The sequence below is a fragment of the Paenibacillus sp. KACC 21273 genome (genome assembly GCF_028736095.1).
Lineage (GTDB): Bacteria > Bacillota > Bacilli > Paenibacillales > Paenibacillaceae > Saccharibacillus > Saccharibacillus kyungheensis.
The window spans coordinates 140,462-158,289 of the sequence record NZ_CP117876.1 but is presented as its reverse complement, the minus strand read 5'-3'; the positions used below and the strand labels follow the sequence as shown (position 1 = coordinate 158,289).

Sequence of the window (17,828 nt, the reverse complement as noted above, 5' to 3'; positions counted from 1 at the left end):
CGTGGCGAGATCTGTTATCTTAATTATAAAGGATTAGCGTATATCTATCAACACTATTTACTTGTAAAATACTTTTTCTACATTGTATTTCGCATGTAGTGTATTGATAATGTACGTCTCGTAAATTTCACGATCCATAGCGTTGTCGATCAAGCATACTTCAATCTTAGTAACTTCATCACGGTGATCTTTGATCGGTGATACGGTATCTTCGAAATGCTTTTTGATACGAGGTCTAAGCTTACGTGCTTTACCGACAAATAGTAATTCATCTTGTTCGTTATAGAACATAAAGATACCGCCTGTTTCACGCGAAATAAGATGAAAATCGGTAAATCCGTAAATATGGCTAAGCTCAGGGTTAATTTGTTTGGTAATCGTAACATCCGCTGTCGGGATTGTTATAGTAATCAATATGGTCACTTCCTCATTCTATATAGGTGTTCATCCTATCATAATTTACACTGCAAAACTACGAATACTCTCATCTTACCACGTTGCTGATCTGCATCTCTATATGATTTTGCTAGTTATGGATGAGGTATGGCTCTATTTCATCACATGATTTGTGCAAATGCTATACCTTTTTCCACCACATGCCTAAGGAATGAGGTGCTGTATACGTAAATCCATACTGTGCATACAATTGGTCTGCCGGCGGGTCAGCGAATAGTACTGCATGAGATTGAAGAGACATATTCTTTTCCAAGTATGTTGTGATCTCACGCATAATCGCTTTGCCGTAACCTTTGCCTTGATATTCTGGGCGCACACAGATATCGGTAATATGAAAAAATAATCCGCCATCTCCTACGACCCGTCCCATCCCGATCGCTTGTCCTTCTTCTTCCAACACAACAGCAAATAGGGTATTCGGTAATCCTTTACTTGCGCCTTCGACACTCATTTCGCTCAGCCCGGATACTTTACGCAACGTTAAGTACTCTTCGATTGCTGGAATACGATGAACAATCTGCATGTATGTACAACTCCTTTTTTTTATCTCACATGATAACAAATAATCCCTATACTGCATACGAATGTATACAAATAAAGTTGACGCTCTCTATTAATGGTTAATAACTTAGTAAAAGATGAAAAGGTTGGTGACATTACATGGCGGTACATAACCAAAAAGATACTACGGTAGAACCTACAATAATTATTGGAGCAGGACTGGCAGGTCTATGTTGTGCTTTTGAATTAGCCGACCAAGGCAAGTCTGTAATCGTTCTTGAAGCGGCTCCTTATATCGGAGGAAGAACAGCCAACTGGGTCGAAGACGGCATGGAAGTCGAATCTGGATTTCATAAATTTCTAGGTTACTACACTGTTCTGCCTGAAATTTTGAAAAATGCAGGTATTTCGATGAGCGATATGGTTCACTGGGAAGAAACCACCAATATTCGTCATACGGAAGCACAGGGTACATTTGGGTTAGACCCTTTCAAAGCTCCTCTCAAAACGATTGCGGGTGCACTTGGGAATAACGATCTTATCTCTCCAGCAGACAAAGCATCGTTGATTCCTTTTTTTGCAGCCGGATTTAAAGATTATGTCAGCAACCCGGATAAACTCGATCAATCTTCGATCAAAGAATACGCTGAACAGCATGGTGTATCTACCGATGCGATTGAGCGATTGATTCAGCCGTTATCATCAGGCATTTTCTTTTTACCTATTGAAGAATATTCTGCGTATGCGTTTTTCGGTCTATTTGCCCCAGCTCTGCCACGTATCGCCAAAGTACGTATCGGTGCTTTTAAAGGCGGAATGACTGATGTCATGACAGGCCCTCTTGCCAAAGCGATTGAAGAACGTGGTGGACAGGTGCTAACGAACAAAACGGTAGCTCATTTACTATATGATAATGACAAAGTCGTTGGTGTGCAGTTGGAAGATAGCTCTCAAATTTATGGCGAACAAGTAGTTGTTGCTACAAATATCCGTCGTGCTCAAATGCTATTATCCGAACATTTCCATGCACATGAGTGGTTCCAGGATTTCTTATCGTTAGAATCGATGCCTTATATTACAGCTCAATTTGAAGCGACAGAAAAATTAGCAACCGTCGATCATACGATGTTTGGCCCGGGTACACAATTAGGTTCGTTCAGCGAACAATCTCGAACTACATTTGAACGTCCAACTGGACGAGCTTCGATCATTCTGGTTGATCCTGATACATTAATTGATCTACCGGATAAAGAAGTATGGGAAATCACCAAAAAATCACTTCACGATGTCGATCTTCCTAATGTAGATACGATGACACAGTATCGAATTATACGGGGCAAAGAAAACTTTTATCGTCTGGCAAAAGGCAATGAACACAAACGTCCGAAGCAGATTACTCCAATTGATGGACTATTTCTTGCAGGTGATTATACTGATCAACCGCTCCTTGCAACTATGGAAGGTGCAGCTATTTCAGGTAGACGAGCAGCAACCGGTATTTTAAAAGGAAGAGTCATTTAAGAATACAATTAGCAATAAGACCTTGTCATAGGACAAGATCTTATTGCTAATTTTTATAATTATACTTATAGAGCTGTAAAATATTTTGCACTCTCGACCATCGGTGTACAATCGCTGTGATCGCCTACTAGATTAATCTCAAAAATATAATCTTTGCCTTTTACAAAAGGCTTTACCATCTGCCAATCGATCAGACCTTCACCCAGTGGCAAAGAATCATGAACTTGTCCCATACTATCCACCAGATGATAATAGACCGCATATGGAGCGGTACGTTCAAGCACATCGCGTAATTTCTGATTATCTCCTCGAAAAGCGATAAAGGTATGACTTACATCAACATTCAACGGCAAAGCTAACGGAATAATAAGATCATCTATTAAGTATGGATTGGAATAACAAAATAGCCCTTCTGTTGAATCTTCCCAGACAATCTGTTCACGTCCATATTCTAAAATAGCAGCAATTTCTTCTCGCAATGCGATTGTACGTTCACGTGAAACTTCTGCATTTTCACTACGTACATAATGTGCATGTAACACACACTTTGCACCTTCTGCTTTACAAATTTGAACCAATTGGCGTGTTGATTCATGATAAAATCGGCGCAGCTCGATATTTGTACTCATAATATCTAAAAATGTATTTTGATATCGGGATGGATGGTGTAAATATACTGTAACTCCTCTATTTTTCAACTCACGTATTCGAGCAACAATCAAGTCGGGTTGTTGCATATCTGTCGCACTCAAATAAAATTCGATAATCTCAGGGTTATACGCAAGTCGGTTATCTAGACTTGATCGATCTAAGCTTCCTTTTAGTCGCATATTATTCACAGTACTCTCTCCTTTTTTCACTCTATCTATTCTATCGTTTTCTATGTATCTATATATTACAATATATGAAATAAACCTTGATGCGTAATTATATGTGTATTTGTAAAATACGAATATAATTAGCCAGGGAGACAGGACGGAATCTATGGAAAGTTCGATACTTCTAAAAACGAAAGTTTCTAAACCGATGATTCGTAACTACACGATTGACCGTCCAGAGTGGATTCATCGTGTAGAACAAGGCATGAATTTTAGAATAAATATGATCTATGCACCGGCAGGAAGTGGCAAAACCACCTTACTAGGGCAATGGTTATATGAAAAAAAGCAACCGTACGCATGGCTTTCCCTAGACGAACGTGATAATGATCCTCGTCGATTCTGGCGCTATATGATCTATTCTTTATCTTGTTATATGATTCCTGATCTAGAAGAGCGATTATTACCTCTGCTGTCTAACTCTTCTATGAGTAGTATCACGTCTTTTATCGATATGTTTATTCATGAATTAGACCAATTAAAAGCACCACTTGCTATGATACTGGATGATTATCAATTTATAGCAAGTTCTGATATTCACAAAGGATTGTGTTATCTGATCGATTATTTACCACCACATATTCATCTCTATATTTCGTCTCGCCAAACACTTCCATTTGTACATATTGGAAAATGGTTAGTTCGACAACAATTAAATATTATCGCCGCCGGTGAAATGGCTTTTTCAGAAGAAGAAGTTGCTTTACTTTGTCAGCATACGATAGGTTATTCGCTACCTGCTGAGATTATCCATAAGCTTGTTCAACAAACCGAAGGCTGGATTGCAGGGATTCAACTGGCTTTAATTTCATTTCAACAAGATGAAGGACAATACCGTTTTACTTTAGATTTTAATGGCAAGCATCGCAGTATAGCAGATTATTTATTTTATGAAGTATGGAGCGGTTTTGATGAAGAACTGCAATCTTTTTTATTACAAACGTCTATTTTGAAGCGTATGAATGCAGAGTTATGTGATGAGCTCACTGGTCTGCAAGACAGTCAGTTCAAATTACATCGTCTACAACAGCTCACTCTATTTCTAATTCCACTGGATGAAGATGGCGAATGGTATCGATATCATCATTTATTTGCAGAATTTGTCCAAAATGTATTACGTCAATCGTCACATACACGATGGATCAGCGGGCATCAGAAAGCGAGCCAAATCTATATCGAGCGACAATGGATCGAAGAAGCAATCGATCATTCTTTGATCGCCCACAACTATGAACAAGCAGCCCAATTAATCGATAATCATGTAGAAGAATGGCTAAGCAAAGGTGAACTGGATACGTTACTGCACTGGTTCCAGCTATTCCCTGCTGATTATGAATTTACAATAGCACTCTGTCTGATTCAAGCGTTTATTTTAGGAATTGTAGATCGTTTTGAAGAATCGATTGAATTACTAAAGCGATGTGAGCAACGTATTCAAGCATTATCTTCTTCTGACAAATATTCTAATTATTTAGGCATTTTATTTTTGGTTAAAACTAATATTTTATTTGCATCTCGAGACTTTGATGAATGGTTTGCTTTTATGCATTCTATTCAACAGCAAATCCCTCAAAACTCGGTCTTTTTCCACTTTAATTATAATAAAAACGAACCGTTTGTTAGAAATACAGCTTTTGGCTTAAAAGGGCTTCTAAGTCAGGAGACAGCTCATGTCAGTGCAGAAATGATCCGTATCTTGCATCAGCAACATGGAGAAAATTCGTTATTGGTACAGTATGTTATGCAAGCTGTTGTTGAAGGATCTTATGAACGTAACGATCTCAATACTTGTATCTATTGGATTCAAAAAATATCGAAAAACGATAACTATCGCATCGTTCCAGGATTGCTTGTTCCTTTCCGCTTAATGACAGTCAAATTAAAGTTGAAAGAAAAACAGTATATTACAGCACGTACTATTCTCGAAAATACATTACAACTGCTGGAAGATCCTCAATATCATAACTGGCGCAAACATCTATATGCTTTTATCGCATGGATCGATCTTTTAGAAGGTCATATCGAGAAATCTATCCATGTATTAGATTCAATCTCAATTACTAGCAAGCAACGTATATCTTTAGATCAATCGCTTGCATTTATGATATTATCTCGTGCACTGATAGCTAATAAAGACTATAATACAGCTCTGGAAATTTTAGCTTCTATTCGCTTTTTTGCAGAAAATGAGCATTCGACCAATATTGAGTGTTCTGTTATTGTTCTTCAATCGATCTGTACTTATCGCAAAGGACAAGTAGATACGGCTATTTTATTGCTCCAACAAGCGATTGAATTAGTCATGCCGTTTGATTATGTACGAACATTTGTAGATGAAGGAATGGTTATCTATATTTTGCTACAAAAATTAAGTCATAAAAAACATATCGTTAACCATCCTCAGATGCTTAAATATATAACTAAATTACTAAATATATTAGAAGCAGAAGGCAAAACGCCTCTATTATTGTCAGACAATCATCTTACTGAAGCGTTAACACCTAAAGAATTAGACGTGCTCAAATTGATTCGTCAAGGTCATTCCAACCAACAAATTGCTGATCAATTGGGGCTCACGATCGGTACGATCAAAGTGTATATCAATCGCATTTATAATAAACTGGGCGTGACTTCTCGTGTTCAAGCATTACTCAAATCGCAAGAATTAGAACTGCTTTCCGGTCTATAAATAAAGGGTTGAACATTATATTTTTTATTAAAAAAAGTATCTCATTTGTAATAAAAATGTATTCAAGTTAACTTTAGTTAATAGATGCGTACGGCTTGGATTTGCTACAATAAAAACAACCCAGATCATGGGAGAATAAATGACATCAAATAGAAAATCTTCTGCTATCATTCGATTTTTCTCTGTGATCTTACCTATCCGAACGGTTTCCTCCAATCATATTTTTGTAGACCTCGATTCGGCAGATATTATCGAGGTCTTTTTTTTTACAGATAATAAATGATCAAAAAGATGGTTGATATCGATGTACCGTTTAACCAAAAGGAGTTGTTAATGATGAATTATCGTATACAAGCTTGTTCCAATGCGGTGTATCAAGAACAACATATGACATTTGTATTAGAAAATTATGTTCCACTTCATGTGCCTAATACTTTTTTATTAACACTTGGCTTTACGTCTGCTCCTATTCTTTTAGAAGAAGAATGTTTTATCGCTCTGGATCAACATGATGAAGTGATCGGGGCTTGGAGTTATCTGTATGGAACAGAAGAGTATGCTTATTACAATACTGAAGTGATCCAGATTCAATCTGTGATTTTGAGTGCTCCTTATCGCAAAACCAGACTATTTGCTCAAGGTCTTCAACATCTGGTTCGACATATTGATCAATCCAGAAGAGGAGTCAAAGAAGTGCGCTTCTGGATTGCTGCTGATCCCAAATTAAAAAGGTTATGTTCCAAATTCGCCAAGCCTACTTCTACTTTATTGACTCCTCAAGGTATTGTAGAAGAATATCGTGTTCCTTTTAACCAACTCTATACTTATGCTAGAGGATTACAAAGTAAACGACATGCCCGATAAATTAAAATAAGCCCGATACGGCTTCTCTTATGCTTATAAAGAGAAGATCGTATCGGGCTTTGTGATGTCTTATAGACTGCTCGCGTTAAATGTATCTCCACCGGCAATCGTTCCAGATTCAAATCCTTTATAAAACCAGCGTTGACGTTGTTCTGACGTACCATGTGTAAAGCTATCCGGCACGACATACCCTTGTCCTTGCTTCTGAAGAGTATCATCACCGACAGCACTTGCGGCGGTTAATGCTTCTTGCAAATCGCCTTCTTCTAACAGATTGGTTCCTTGTGCATCATGAGCCCAGACACCTGCTAGATAATCGGCTTGTAACTCTAATTTAACCTGCATTTTGTTATATTGCGTTTCGCTCATATTTTGACGGGCAGATTGAATCTTATCCATCGTTCCAAGCAATGTCTGTACATGATGACCTACTTCATGGGCAATTACATAAGCCATCGCAAAATCACCCGGGGCTTTGAATTTCTGTTGAAGCTCATCATAAAAACTCAGATCAATATATAATTTCTGATCACCCGGACAATAAAAAGGTCCTACCGCAGAACTAGCTGTACCACAAGCAGAATCAACACGATCGTTATACAGTACCAGTGTAGGCTTAGTATAGGTTAATCCTTGCTTTTCAAATTGAGCTGTCCAGACATCTTCTGTACTGGCTAATACTACAGATACCATATTCACTAACTCTTGTTCTTCTGCGGTTGCTTGATAAGGTGCAGAGGATTCAGTCGTTGTGGATGTTGTCCCGTTCAATAATTCACTAGGGTTGCCTCCTAACAACGTTACAATCAAAATAATAATAATACCGCCAATTCCGCCACCTATAATCGTTTTGCCACCTTTACCTCTGCGATCTTCTACGTTGGAACTTGTTCGTCTACCCTGTAACTTCATCTTTCTGCCCCCTAATGACTGATCCAAACCGATTTCTTTTACGTATGTATTAGTGATATACCCCAAAAGAATTGTAACATCCCATTTACGTTCTATCTCAATCCATTTATTTCATTTTTTACCTATCTACATAGTTCTATCATAACGACAAATTATTGAAAATCTATTTCATGTAATTAAGTTAATTTTTTAATATAAGGTTTTTTCTTTAGTAAATATGTTTAATATAGTATCAATCAACTACATCGATAATCATGATACGAATATATACGGTTGTATCATTTATCAAAATAGCATGATCACACACTATAATAACAAACATCAGGAGGCGACAAGAATGGGACGTTACGTACAAGTAGAAGACAATGTAAAGATTTATGTAGAAGATATTGGTGAAGGGATTCCGGTTATTTTCTTACACGGATGGCCAGCAAACAACCTTATGTTTGAATATCAATACTCTATCCTACCTAAAGAAGGCTACCGTTGTATCGGGATCGACTTCCGTGGATTCGGTAAATCAGATGCACCGTGGGAAAGCTATTCATTTGACCGTATGGCAGATGATTTGAAAGCGGTTATCGACGAGCTTGATATCGAAAATGCAGCTTTGATTGGCTTCTCAATGGGTGGAGCAGTGGCTTCTCGGTATATGGCTCGTCATCAAGGTAAAGGTATCTCTCATCTTGCATTGATGGGTTCTGCAACACCAGTCTTTACACAGCGTCCTGATTTTGAATATAACATCACGAAGGAAGACCTTAATGAACAATTAATTATTCCTACGTATGAAGATCGTCCAAAAATGCTATCTCAATTCGGTCTTAAATTTACGCATACGAAGTCCAAAGCAGCTATGATGGTATGGTTAGAATCATTGTGCTTCCAAGCTTCTAATCACGGTACAATCAAAGCAGCAGAATCATTACGTGATGAAGATTTGCGTGGAGACTTGCCACATATTAATGTACCGACAGTCATTTTCCAGGGTCAAAAAGATAAAATCTGTGATCCTCAATTAGCTGAATTAACACAACAAAGTATCGCTGGTTCTCGTCTTGTTGAATTTGAACATAGCGGTCATGCTATGATGTTCGACGAGCAAGAGAAGTTTAATTCAGAGTTACTATTATTCCTTAACCAAATGTCTCGTGATAACCATACACCAAGAGCAGCAAGCCGTAATCTATAATATTTCCTATCATCTGATGAAGATTAAAGCTGGCGATCCCAAGTTGTGATCGTCAGCTTTTTTTATGCTTATTTTTTACGAAATAATGACGATATTATACGTAGTATCTGTTATTCCATAGTAACGCAATAATAGATATGTATAGGGAGCATGCACGAAAGGCTAAGTATGTAATCTATGGGAAAGGAGAAGTATACGCTTGAATGTGCTGGAGTCACTAATTCCGATAGCTCTTTATGTTTTACCGATGCTCTTCTTTTTCTATATGGGGATTAATGTGTTATTACGCAATCCCAAAAAAGTAGAACATCGTCTGGTAAGTATCGCGATTGGTTGTTATTTTTTACTTTTTTTAGAAGAGTATGTTCGCTACCAATTACCGCTTGAATATAGTTCTACTCTGTCTTCTTTGTGGTTCGCTAATGTAGGTATTGTGTTACCGAGTTTGAGTTTTCATTTTATTATCAAGCTATCCGGAGCTTATCGCAAAATGCCCAAATGGTTGTATCCGTATATATTTTATCTTCCTCTCCTGATTATTCCGGTAGGCATTATGAATAACTCAAAATTTATTTCTTCACAACAATTCGTCATGGCGGGCATGTGGAAAGTGCCTGTATATAATACTTCTTATTATGCCGCTCTTACTGTAAGTATTCTAATCAGTGTTGCTTCACTAATCTTTCTTTCCCGTCATCAAGCTTTGAATCGCTCATCTGAACACCAAGCCATCTATCGTATATTGCGCCGGGGTATGAGTATTTCTTTAAGCTGGATCGCTTTTTTTGGTTATTTTCATTTTGGTGAATCTTTGCCGCCTTATCCGTATTTGTATGGTGGATTAATCTGGTGCTTTACGTTACAAGTCGCTATGAAAAAATATGATTTTCTCAACTTTGATCATCATCGTTACAAAAAATTGTTTGATATGAATCCAGCGGCGATCCTGTTAGCTAATGTATCAGGAACGATTAAAGAAGCGAATCCCAGTGCCAGACAATTATTTTCTTTTGTTGATTTGGATGATACGAATTTGCATACACTAGCCAGTGAAGACCTGGCTTCTAAATTACAAAGGCATCAAGGCATTATTGATATGGAAACCAAAGTGTGGAATGGTGAACAATGGATCGATATTCTGGTCAAAGGCGACTATGTATTCGTAGAGCATGAAGATCATGTTATTCTTATTATGCGTGATATTACAGTCAAAAAAGAACAACAACGTCAGATTGCTTTTCTCGCTTATCATGATTCTTTAACAGAATTGCCGAATCGTCGTTACTTTTATCAAGAATTAGAGAAGTCGATTGTACAAGCCGAGCAACATCAAGAGCAACTTGCCATTATTCTGATTGATCTGGATTATTTCAAAGAAACCAATGATCGGTACGGGCATCAAGCAGGGGATGAGATGCTTCAACATACCGCCAAGCTTATTCAACAATTAGTAGGTTCTACCGGTATGGCGGCACGTCTTGGAGGCGATGAATTTGTATTATTTATTCATCCTGTCGAACATCAGATTCAAGTCCAGAAGATTGTGAATCAATTGAATACTGTATTCGCTCAAGCGGAACTGGCATATGGTAATGACACACTTTCGATTCCGATGAGTTGTGGTGCTAGTATCTACCCACAAGACGGTACCGATGTCGATACACTGCTCAATCATGCAGACAAAGCCATGTATCGTAGCAAACGTCAACGTAAATTAAAAATATAAAAACCGTCTATATCACCTGATTGTGGTATAGACGGTTTTTTTATAGAAGCAGTCTTATTGAATCGCAATATAAATCTTCACTTCTGATTGTTCAGGATTAGCCGTCGATTCATACACTTCAAAATCACCTGTATATGTTCGCACTTCCGAAGCATCCTCGAAATAATTCCAGATCATGCCCCATGTCTGAGCAACAGTCTCAAATACAGGTCCTTTCGGTGTAGTAAATACCATATAACGACTGGCTGGCACAGTGATCTCTAATTGTCTCTGCCTTGATCCTGAAGTATGAGAAGGATCTTCTGCTTGCTGTCCGATCACTACCGTATATGCTCCGGTCGCATCACTTTCGTAATCGGTATACAGTGCATAGGTTGGAGCATCACTAGAAGATAGATCAGGATGTTGACCTTTGTAATGCAGATAAGATGCCCACAACTGTGGTAAACGTGCATTGGTAACTCCTAATTCGTCTGCATTGGTTGTTCTTGTCCCGATACCATGTATTACAAAAGCAGGTAACTGTACAATCGTCGTTGTCGCTACAGTAGTCATATTATCATCCCTCTTTCTATTCTTTTGTTCAAAGTATACAGAAGGAATATAGACAACTGTCTGTCTAGTTAGAATAACGGTCGATTATTTTTTGCGCACGCTGTATTAATTCTGGAATAAGGGTCGGCGGCGATTGTATTTGCACCTGATCTCCAAAGCCCAGCACCATACTATAAAACCAATCATCTATAATAAAAGAACCTTGCACATCAATATCTCCATCCGTTTGCACAGTGATCCAAGCAGGGTCAAATATATCGCTTAAACGATGGCGGACTTGCGGGCTGAATCGTAATCTTACGTCCTGTCGCTGTTCTTCATTCGTTCCACTATTCCATTGATATTGATCCCAATCTGGAATATCACGCCGCTCAAATGTATGCGAAGTACATTCTAATTCCAGAATACGAGACAACCGGAACAACCGAAAATCTTCCCGTAATGTGCAATACGCGTGTAGATACCAGACATATCCTTTCAAAATCAAAGCAGACGGTTCTACAGCTCGTTCACTTTCAACGCCGTTAGTATTGAGATAATGTAAATTCACCTGATAGGTATTGGTGATCGCTTCACGTAGTAGATTCACTTTATCGCGTGTCGCTGGATTCTGTCCCCAGGGGTTAAAATCAAATACAATACCTGCACTTTGTATCGTAGTCTGCATTCGATCATGTGGACGAAGTAGCGCTTGTACTTTATCCAGTAATGTCGCAAACATCTGATCATTGAATACAGTCGTCATCCCTTTTACCGCCGAGATCATCGCATCAATCTCACTTAGTGTCAAAAACTGACGGGCAATCGTGTACTGCTCCATAATCTCAAATCCGCCGGTGGTGCCTTGATGAGCGACAATCGGAATACCTGCCTGACTGAGAGTATCAATATCTCGATAAATCGTTTTGGTCGATACTTCAAAGCGTGTCGCCAATTCTTTGGCACTGATCCGTTGGCGATTCAATAACAATACAGTGATCGCAAGTAATCGATCTATTTTCATAATGTCTCCTTAGCTTATGCTCTCTGCTGTATACTCACTTTGCAATAGAGCAAAAATCGCAAGATCCACATACATTTCTTTTTCATATTCATGTTGTCTTAGTAGACCTTCTTGTACAAATCCCAACTTTTCTATTAGACGAATCGAAGATTGATTGGCTGGCTCGATTTTGGCTTCAATCTTATTCAATTTCATCTGCTCAAATCCAAACTGAATAATACATAAAGCCACTTCTTTCATAATGCCTTTGCCCCAGTATGCAGAAGATAGATCATATCCTAATTCTGTTCGATGATGTTCTTGCTCATAAGCTAGAAATCCACATGTGCCTATCACTTTGCCTGTCTCGCGATCTTCGATCATCCAGCGTAATCCAGATTGTTCGGCAAAAATACGCTCATACCATTTCATCTCATCTAGCGCTTCTTCCACCGAAGTGAACGGAGTAAACGACATATATTGTACAACGGCTTGATCTGCATACAATTGATATAGATCATTTGCATCTGTGAGTTGTGCTTGTCTTAATACAAAACGTGGAGTCTCTAACTGTGGAAATTGCTCAAACATAAATAAATCGCTCATTGTTGTACTCCTTTAGATTATGTATGGTGCCACACTTCTATCTGTACCGTTACAGTTGGCTGATTTGGAAAGTACCCATCCTACATTATTCTCGTATACTACATATCATACTACTTATCCTAATCTTATCATCATACCTTTAATATAATCGAGGTGCGTATCCATGTACACATTATCTACAACAGAAATTCAAACCTATCTCCAACAACTGGGAGTCGAAGAGATTCAGCCCCCTACTCTAGATTATTTAGTTCAATTGCATCAAGCTCATGTCCGCCGCTTTTCATGGCAGACGGTCGATATTTTTGCAGGGCATCCGACTGGTATCGATATACAGCAATCTATTGCACTGCTTTTAAGCGGGCGTAGCGGTTATTGTTTTCATCTGAATGGAGCGTTTAGCACTTTGCTACGTTCTTTAGGTTATCAAGTGTTCTGGCATCGAGCAGGTGTACAGCCTTTGGGTACAGAACCGCGTATCAATTCGTTTCATTTAGGATTAACGGTTCATCTGGATCATGAAGGAATATCGCAACCATGGATTATTGATGTGGGTCTTGGCGATATGCCTTATACGCCGATGCCTTTAATAAAAGGGACTTATACTCAATCGCCTTTTCAATATGCAGTAACATCTTCAAGTATTGATCCCAAAGGATGGCGGTTAGAACATGATGCTTATGCTTCTATTATCGGTGTTGATATCGATCATCAGGTGGTCACTGATCTCCAACCTTTTCAAAATAATCATGAATTTTATAGCCGTTCTCCGCAGTCACCATGGTTTGATGTCTTTCTTTTGCGTCAACGAGATCAATCCGCCAGTCATGAATTACGTGGATGTGTGCTCAAAACGATCAATGCTAGCGGTGTTCAGTATACCGAAATCGTAAACAAACAAGAATGGTTGAATGTGTTACATGATATATTTGGCGAATCTTTTGTTCCATACACCACTTTAGAAAAAGATGAGTTCTGGCATCGTGTACAGCAAGCTCATGAGGTATGGAAACAGACCCAATCATTGTCCAATCATCCACATTTATAATCACGTATTGCACCTGTGTATCTTATAATTTCAAGTATCCTACATGTAAAATGCTAAAAAGCCACTCCTACGCAGGAGTGGCTTTGCTGATTATATTGAATATCAAGCTGGATTACACATGTAACTGCTGTGCAACGATAGTAAATGTTTTGGGAATCCCTTTATCAAACACTTCTGAAGATTGATTCGGCAATTCTTCCAGTACTTTGATCATCAGACCCGATGTAGCCACAGCAGTAACAATCTCACCGATTGTCCACTGACGTAAATATACTTTTTGCTCGTCTTTGATCTGTTGATCGGATTCAGCATATTTAGAATAAGAGACGGCTTTTTCTGTTAATGAAGTATCAAAGTAATCGCCTGTGACTTTATGCTTGCGAATATTAGCTGTTGTACCTTTAGAAGTAATCAGCTTGGTCGAGATCGGGTGGAAATCTTGTAATATCAATTGACCACCTGGCGCAAGTAAGCTAGATACTACATGGAATAATGGCTGTAGATCGGTAAAATAATGCAAAATGCCAAATTCCATAAATACGATATCATATTGATTAGCCAGTTCCTGTAAAGGCAGTTGAAGCACATCAGACACGATATACTGCAAAGACACTCCTGCGGCACGTGCTAAATCTTGAGCATACTGTTCATTTTCAGCAGAGAAATCCACGATCGTCAGTTCAGCCCCGAGCAAAGCTAATGCAACTGCTTTGTTACCATTAGAACCAAGTAAATTGATGATTTTTTTGCCCTGTATATGTTCTTCCATATGTTTAAAAGCAGTACCGATTCGTTTTTGCGGATCTTGTTTAATTTTCTCAGCCGCTTCTTCTGGTGTACCAAAGCGATTCACCCATGATTGATAGGTGCCGTTGTTCCAAGCATTTTTGTTCTGTTGTGATGATTCCATAAAAAAAACCTCCATAGATAGCGTAACGCGCAAAAATATTATTTTATCTATCGTACCATCTTATGAAGGAATGTAGTTATTTTTATCGTTTTTTATAGCGATTAGATAAATCCACCATTGGCACGTAACGTCTGACCTGTCACCCATTTGGAAGATTCACTTGCTAGAAATAATACAACACCTGCAATATCATCCGGTTCACCCAAGCGTCCAAATGAACTCATATTACGAAGCCCTTCGATCTGTTGCTCGGTTTTGCCTACTGTGAACAATTCGGTATTCACAGGACCCGGAGCTACTGCATTGATCGTAATTCCTTTTTTACCAAATTCTTTGGCGAGTTGACGGGTGAATTGCTCGACTGCACCTTTGGTTCCTGCATAGACGCTATAACCAGGGAACATCTGACCTACAACCGATGTTGAAAAGTTAATAATACGACCGTTAGGCTCCATATGTAGAGCCGCTTGCTGACACGCAAAAAATGTTCCTTTGACATTGATCCCAAACTGTTGCTCAAAGTCCTCTTCAGTTACTTCTGTGATCGATTGTGTTTTCATTACACCTGCATTGTTGACCAGAATATTTAATTTGCCATATGTCGATAAAGTAATCTGAAATAATTGTTCGAGTTCAGTAAGTTGACTGATATCGGCTTGAACAGCTGTAGCTTCACCGCCTGCTTGCTTGATCGCTTCCACCACTTCTGCTGCTTTGTCAGGGCTACTGGTATAATTCACAATCACTTTAGCGCCATGAGCAGCTAATTGTTGTGCAATCTCACGACCGATTCCTCGGGATGCTCCTGTAACTAAAGCCACTTTACCTGCTAATATTGTTTCCATAACATAAACCTCCTCTGTATACTGTACGATCTATATATTTGATGTGTTGATTATAAATAACTCCTTTCAAATAATCAAGTGACAATTTTTGATATTTGTCATTATCGCTATTTTATTGATTACATACATAGCAAAAAAACACACTCTCTGTGATGCAGAAAATGTGTTTTGGGACTGATACGTCTATGATGAATGAGCTTGAATACTGGCTAAAACCATATGCCAGACCTGTTCAAATTGTTGATCGATTGCCGGATCTGTCCATTGATAAGCATGAGCAGGATGATGAAAATAAGAAGTCGCTATTATTAATGTTCGGGCTATCTGCTCAGGTTGACCCTGCTTAAATTCGTTATCTTTTATCCCTTGCTGAATAATAAGAGATACTTGCTCCACTAACAGATCAACATGATTCACTATAGAAGGCAAAGCTTCCATCGTAACCGCTGTATACATTTGGAACATCTCTGGATCTTCCACAGCATATTTTCGCTTAGTCTGTGCCAGTGTCTCTAACCATTGACGTAAACGTTCTGTTGCAGAATGATCACCATCTTGAACGATATGCTGTAAAGGGCTTGAAATCTGTTGTAACCAACGTTCTGTGACTGATTCTCGTAGTGCTGCTTTGCTAGCAAAGTGGCGATAAATCGTGCCATGACTGACTTTTAACGCGCGGGCGACATCGACGACCGATGTTTTTTCAGGCCCGTACCGACGTAACGCTTGCTCTGCAGCATCCAAAATTTGTTCTTTTGTTAATGGTGCATCATATGCCATCTGTTTCACCTCAATATATGTTTTACGATAGCATAGCAATAATGGGATATCAATTCATGTTTATTGTTATTCTCAAGCAACATAGAACTTCCAGAGCAATTAGCGATATAATAGTCTAAAGCTCTACAGCACGTTAGCAACAGGAAAGGACGTGACTTCATCCGTGTCCGATACAACCTCTTACTCATTCTCTCGAAATCAGCTATGCTTTTGTGGAAGTGGGCAAAAGCTTAAACATTGTCATAAAACAGCCGAGCCGGATAGCCGGGCTGCTCATCTATATCAATTGTATCAAGATATCGATCATACGATTGACGATTACCGTGCAACAAGTGTACAACAGCCTCCTTGTTCAGCAGGTTGCCGGGCTTGTTGTTCGGATTATGTACCTATTTCGCAGGTAGAATTTGAATTGTTGCTGATCTATATGGAGCGCAATTGGAGTACATCTGATATCGAAGATGCTTTTACCAAAGCGGCTAAAGACTGGGAGACTTTTCGAGTAGAAAATCCACCCATGTATGCTTCTTTAGCACATCCTACCAACACTGACGACGAATTGAATGCGATCCGTCATCACGCTACACGTAATAGCTTTGCTTGTCCATTACTGGATGCTGAAAAAGGAACGTGTCGTGTGTATCCAGTACGTCCTTTTATTTGCCGTACTCATGGAAGTTCTCATACTTTTTATGGAACATGGAAAGAACGGCTTCGCCCTGAAAAGATATGCGAATATATTCCCGGTGGTAAGCCTCATCGTAAAATCACACCTAATATTGCAGATCGTTGGAGTGATTATGAACGCATTGCGGATGTAATGATTGGACCGAAGCGTCGCCCACTCCGTCAATATCCGATTATGTACTGGTTGGTATTGTATGCCAAACATGGTGGCGGAGCTACAACAGCTATCGGTAATCTTGATAACTTTGAACTTTCTCTTCAAGATCACAATAATAAAATGGCTCAGTATACAGGCAAATAAAAAAAGAGCAGCGATATCGATATCGTTGCTCTTTAGGCTTATTTCTTATGTGTATATTCTTCGTTGGCTTTGTCTAACATCGATTTCCAATCGCTGAAGTTTGTCTCACGATTGACATGACGATCAAACAATTCGCCTTCAACATTTTGAATGTCCTCTAGCGTGTCTGCTTGGAAATTACCTTTTTTCAAAAATTCAGCAAAGCTATCCAGACTCGAATACTTGCTCATAAATCCGCGGTTAAACAACATATCCAAAGATACATAGCCTTCACCTTGTGCTTCTTTTTGCCCTTGCAAATCTTTTAACAAATCTTCCATTGACATCGGTTTTTGCTTTTTCAAATGACCACTCCTATATTGTGTTTTGGCAATA

General features: G+C 38.8%; 18 protein-coding genes. 7 read left to right on the top strand and 11 right to left on the bottom strand.

Features of this window, described 5'->3' with window-relative positions; all coding sequences use genetic code 11:
* Positions 1–57: 57 nt before the first annotated feature.
* Both PQ460_RS00750 and PQ460_RS00745 read right to left on the bottom strand, forming a co-directional pair.
* Positions 58–414 (bottom strand): nucleotide excision repair endonuclease, encoded by a 357-nt coding sequence (locus PQ460_RS00750; protein WP_204825879.1) that lies wholly within the window; start codon positions 412–414, stop codon positions 58–60.
* A 163-nt stretch (positions 415–577) separates the two neighbouring features.
* Positions 578–979: a GNAT family N-acetyltransferase gene (locus PQ460_RS00745; RefSeq protein WP_273614172.1), complete on the bottom strand. Its 402-nt coding sequence runs from the start codon at positions 977–979 to the stop codon at positions 578–580.
* Positions 980–1,116: 137 nt separating this feature from the next.
* Here PQ460_RS00745 and PQ460_RS00740 point away from each other — a divergent pair, with 137 nt between their 5' ends.
* Positions 1,117–2,478 (top strand): hydroxysqualene dehydroxylase, encoded by a 1,362-nt coding sequence (locus PQ460_RS00740; protein WP_274171428.1) that lies wholly within the window; start codon positions 1,117–1,119, stop codon positions 2,476–2,478.
* Between the two features lie 65 nt (positions 2,479–2,543).
* Here PQ460_RS00740 and PQ460_RS00735 read toward each other — a convergent pair whose 3' ends face one another.
* Positions 2,544–3,308 carry a sugar phosphate isomerase/epimerase family protein gene (locus PQ460_RS00735; protein ID WP_274173005.1) on the bottom strand — a complete coding sequence of 255 codons (765 nt, stop codon included), beginning with the start codon at positions 3,306–3,308 and terminating at the stop codon, positions 2,544–2,546.
* 154 nt (positions 3,309–3,462) lie between these two features.
* Between PQ460_RS00735 and PQ460_RS00730 the strand changes: the two genes are divergently transcribed.
* Together PQ460_RS00730 and PQ460_RS00725 are read left to right on the top strand one after the other, a co-directional pair.
* The gene (locus tag PQ460_RS00730) at positions 3,463–6,045 is read left to right on the top strand and encodes a winged helix-turn-helix domain-containing protein (protein ID WP_274171427.1); all 2,583 of its coding nucleotides are present in this window, start codon (positions 3,463–3,465) and stop codon (positions 6,043–6,045) included.
* A gap of 279 nt (positions 6,046–6,324) precedes the next feature.
* On the top strand, positions 6,325–6,909 hold the full coding sequence (locus PQ460_RS00725) for a hypothetical protein (RefSeq protein WP_274171426.1): 585 nt from the start codon (positions 6,325–6,327) through the stop codon (positions 6,907–6,909).
* Positions 6,910–6,978: 69 nt separating this feature from the next.
* On the opposite strand, the gene ypfJ is transcribed toward PQ460_RS00725, so the two are convergent.
* Entirely contained in the window at positions 6,979–7,821 is an 843-nt protein-coding gene (gene ypfJ / locus PQ460_RS00720; RefSeq protein WP_274171425.1) for a KPN_02809 family neutral zinc metallopeptidase, read from the bottom strand.
* A gap of 337 nt (positions 7,822–8,158) precedes the next feature.
* On the opposite strand from ypfJ, the gene PQ460_RS00715 reads away from it, so the two are divergent.
* Positions 8,159–9,013 (top strand): alpha/beta fold hydrolase, encoded by an 855-nt coding sequence (locus PQ460_RS00715; RefSeq protein WP_274171424.1) that lies wholly within the window; start codon positions 8,159–8,161, stop codon positions 9,011–9,013.
* 205 nt (positions 9,014–9,218) lie between these two features.
* Positions 9,219–10,739: a sensor domain-containing diguanylate cyclase gene (locus PQ460_RS00710; RefSeq protein WP_274173004.1), complete on the top strand. Its 1,521-nt coding sequence runs from the start codon at positions 9,219–9,221 to the stop codon at positions 10,737–10,739.
* Between the two features lie 54 nt (positions 10,740–10,793).
* Here PQ460_RS00710 and PQ460_RS00705 read toward each other — a convergent pair whose 3' ends face one another.
* The 3 genes from PQ460_RS00705 to PQ460_RS00695 all read right to left on the bottom strand — a co-directional run bounded on the left by PQ460_RS00705 (position 10,794) and on the right by PQ460_RS00695 (position 12,882).
* Positions 10,794–11,294, bottom strand: coding sequence for a GyrI-like domain-containing protein (locus tag PQ460_RS00705; protein ID WP_274171423.1), 501 nt, complete (start codon positions 11,292–11,294; stop codon positions 10,794–10,796).
* Positions 11,295–11,358: 64 nt separating this feature from the next.
* Positions 11,359–12,297, bottom strand: a complete 939-nt coding sequence (locus PQ460_RS00700) for a helix-turn-helix transcriptional regulator (protein ID WP_274171422.1) — start codon at positions 12,295–12,297, stop codon at positions 11,359–11,361.
* Positions 12,298–12,306: 9 nt separating this feature from the next.
* Complete coding sequence (locus PQ460_RS00695; RefSeq protein WP_274171421.1) at positions 12,307–12,882, bottom strand: GNAT family N-acetyltransferase; 576 nt, start codon at positions 12,880–12,882, stop codon at positions 12,307–12,309.
* 163 nt (positions 12,883–13,045) lie between these two features.
* Between PQ460_RS00695 and PQ460_RS00690 the strand changes: the two genes are divergently transcribed.
* Positions 13,046–13,930 carry an arylamine N-acetyltransferase family protein gene (locus PQ460_RS00690; protein ID WP_274171420.1) on the top strand — a complete coding sequence of 295 codons (885 nt, stop codon included), beginning with the start codon at positions 13,046–13,048 and terminating at the stop codon, positions 13,928–13,930.
* A gap of 112 nt (positions 13,931–14,042) precedes the next feature.
* On the opposite strand, the gene PQ460_RS00685 is transcribed toward PQ460_RS00690, so the two are convergent.
* From PQ460_RS00685 to PQ460_RS00675, 3 genes are all read right to left on the bottom strand, one after another.
* The gene (locus tag PQ460_RS00685; protein WP_274171419.1) at positions 14,043–14,840 is read right to left on the bottom strand and encodes a class I SAM-dependent methyltransferase; all 798 of its coding nucleotides are present in this window, start codon (positions 14,838–14,840) and stop codon (positions 14,043–14,045) included.
* Positions 14,841–14,941: 101 nt separating this feature from the next.
* Positions 14,942–15,685 carry an SDR family oxidoreductase gene (locus PQ460_RS00680; RefSeq protein WP_274171418.1) on the bottom strand — a complete coding sequence of 248 codons (744 nt, stop codon included), beginning with the start codon at positions 15,683–15,685 and terminating at the stop codon, positions 14,942–14,944.
* Positions 15,686–15,868: 183 nt separating this feature from the next.
* Complete coding sequence (locus PQ460_RS00675) at positions 15,869–16,465, bottom strand: TetR/AcrR family transcriptional regulator (RefSeq protein WP_274171417.1); 597 nt, start codon at positions 16,463–16,465, stop codon at positions 15,869–15,871.
* Positions 16,466–16,628: 163 nt separating this feature from the next.
* Here PQ460_RS00675 and PQ460_RS00670 point away from each other — a divergent pair, with 163 nt between their 5' ends.
* Complete coding sequence (locus tag PQ460_RS00670) at positions 16,629–17,453, top strand: SEC-C motif-containing protein (protein ID WP_274171416.1); 825 nt, start codon at positions 16,629–16,631, stop codon at positions 17,451–17,453.
* Positions 17,454–17,491: 38 nt separating this feature from the next.
* Here PQ460_RS00670 and PQ460_RS00665 read toward each other — a convergent pair whose 3' ends face one another.
* Positions 17,492–17,779, bottom strand: a complete 288-nt coding sequence (locus tag PQ460_RS00665; RefSeq protein WP_273616383.1) for a hypothetical protein — start codon at positions 17,777–17,779, stop codon at positions 17,492–17,494.
* Positions 17,780–17,828 lie beyond the last annotated feature (49 nt).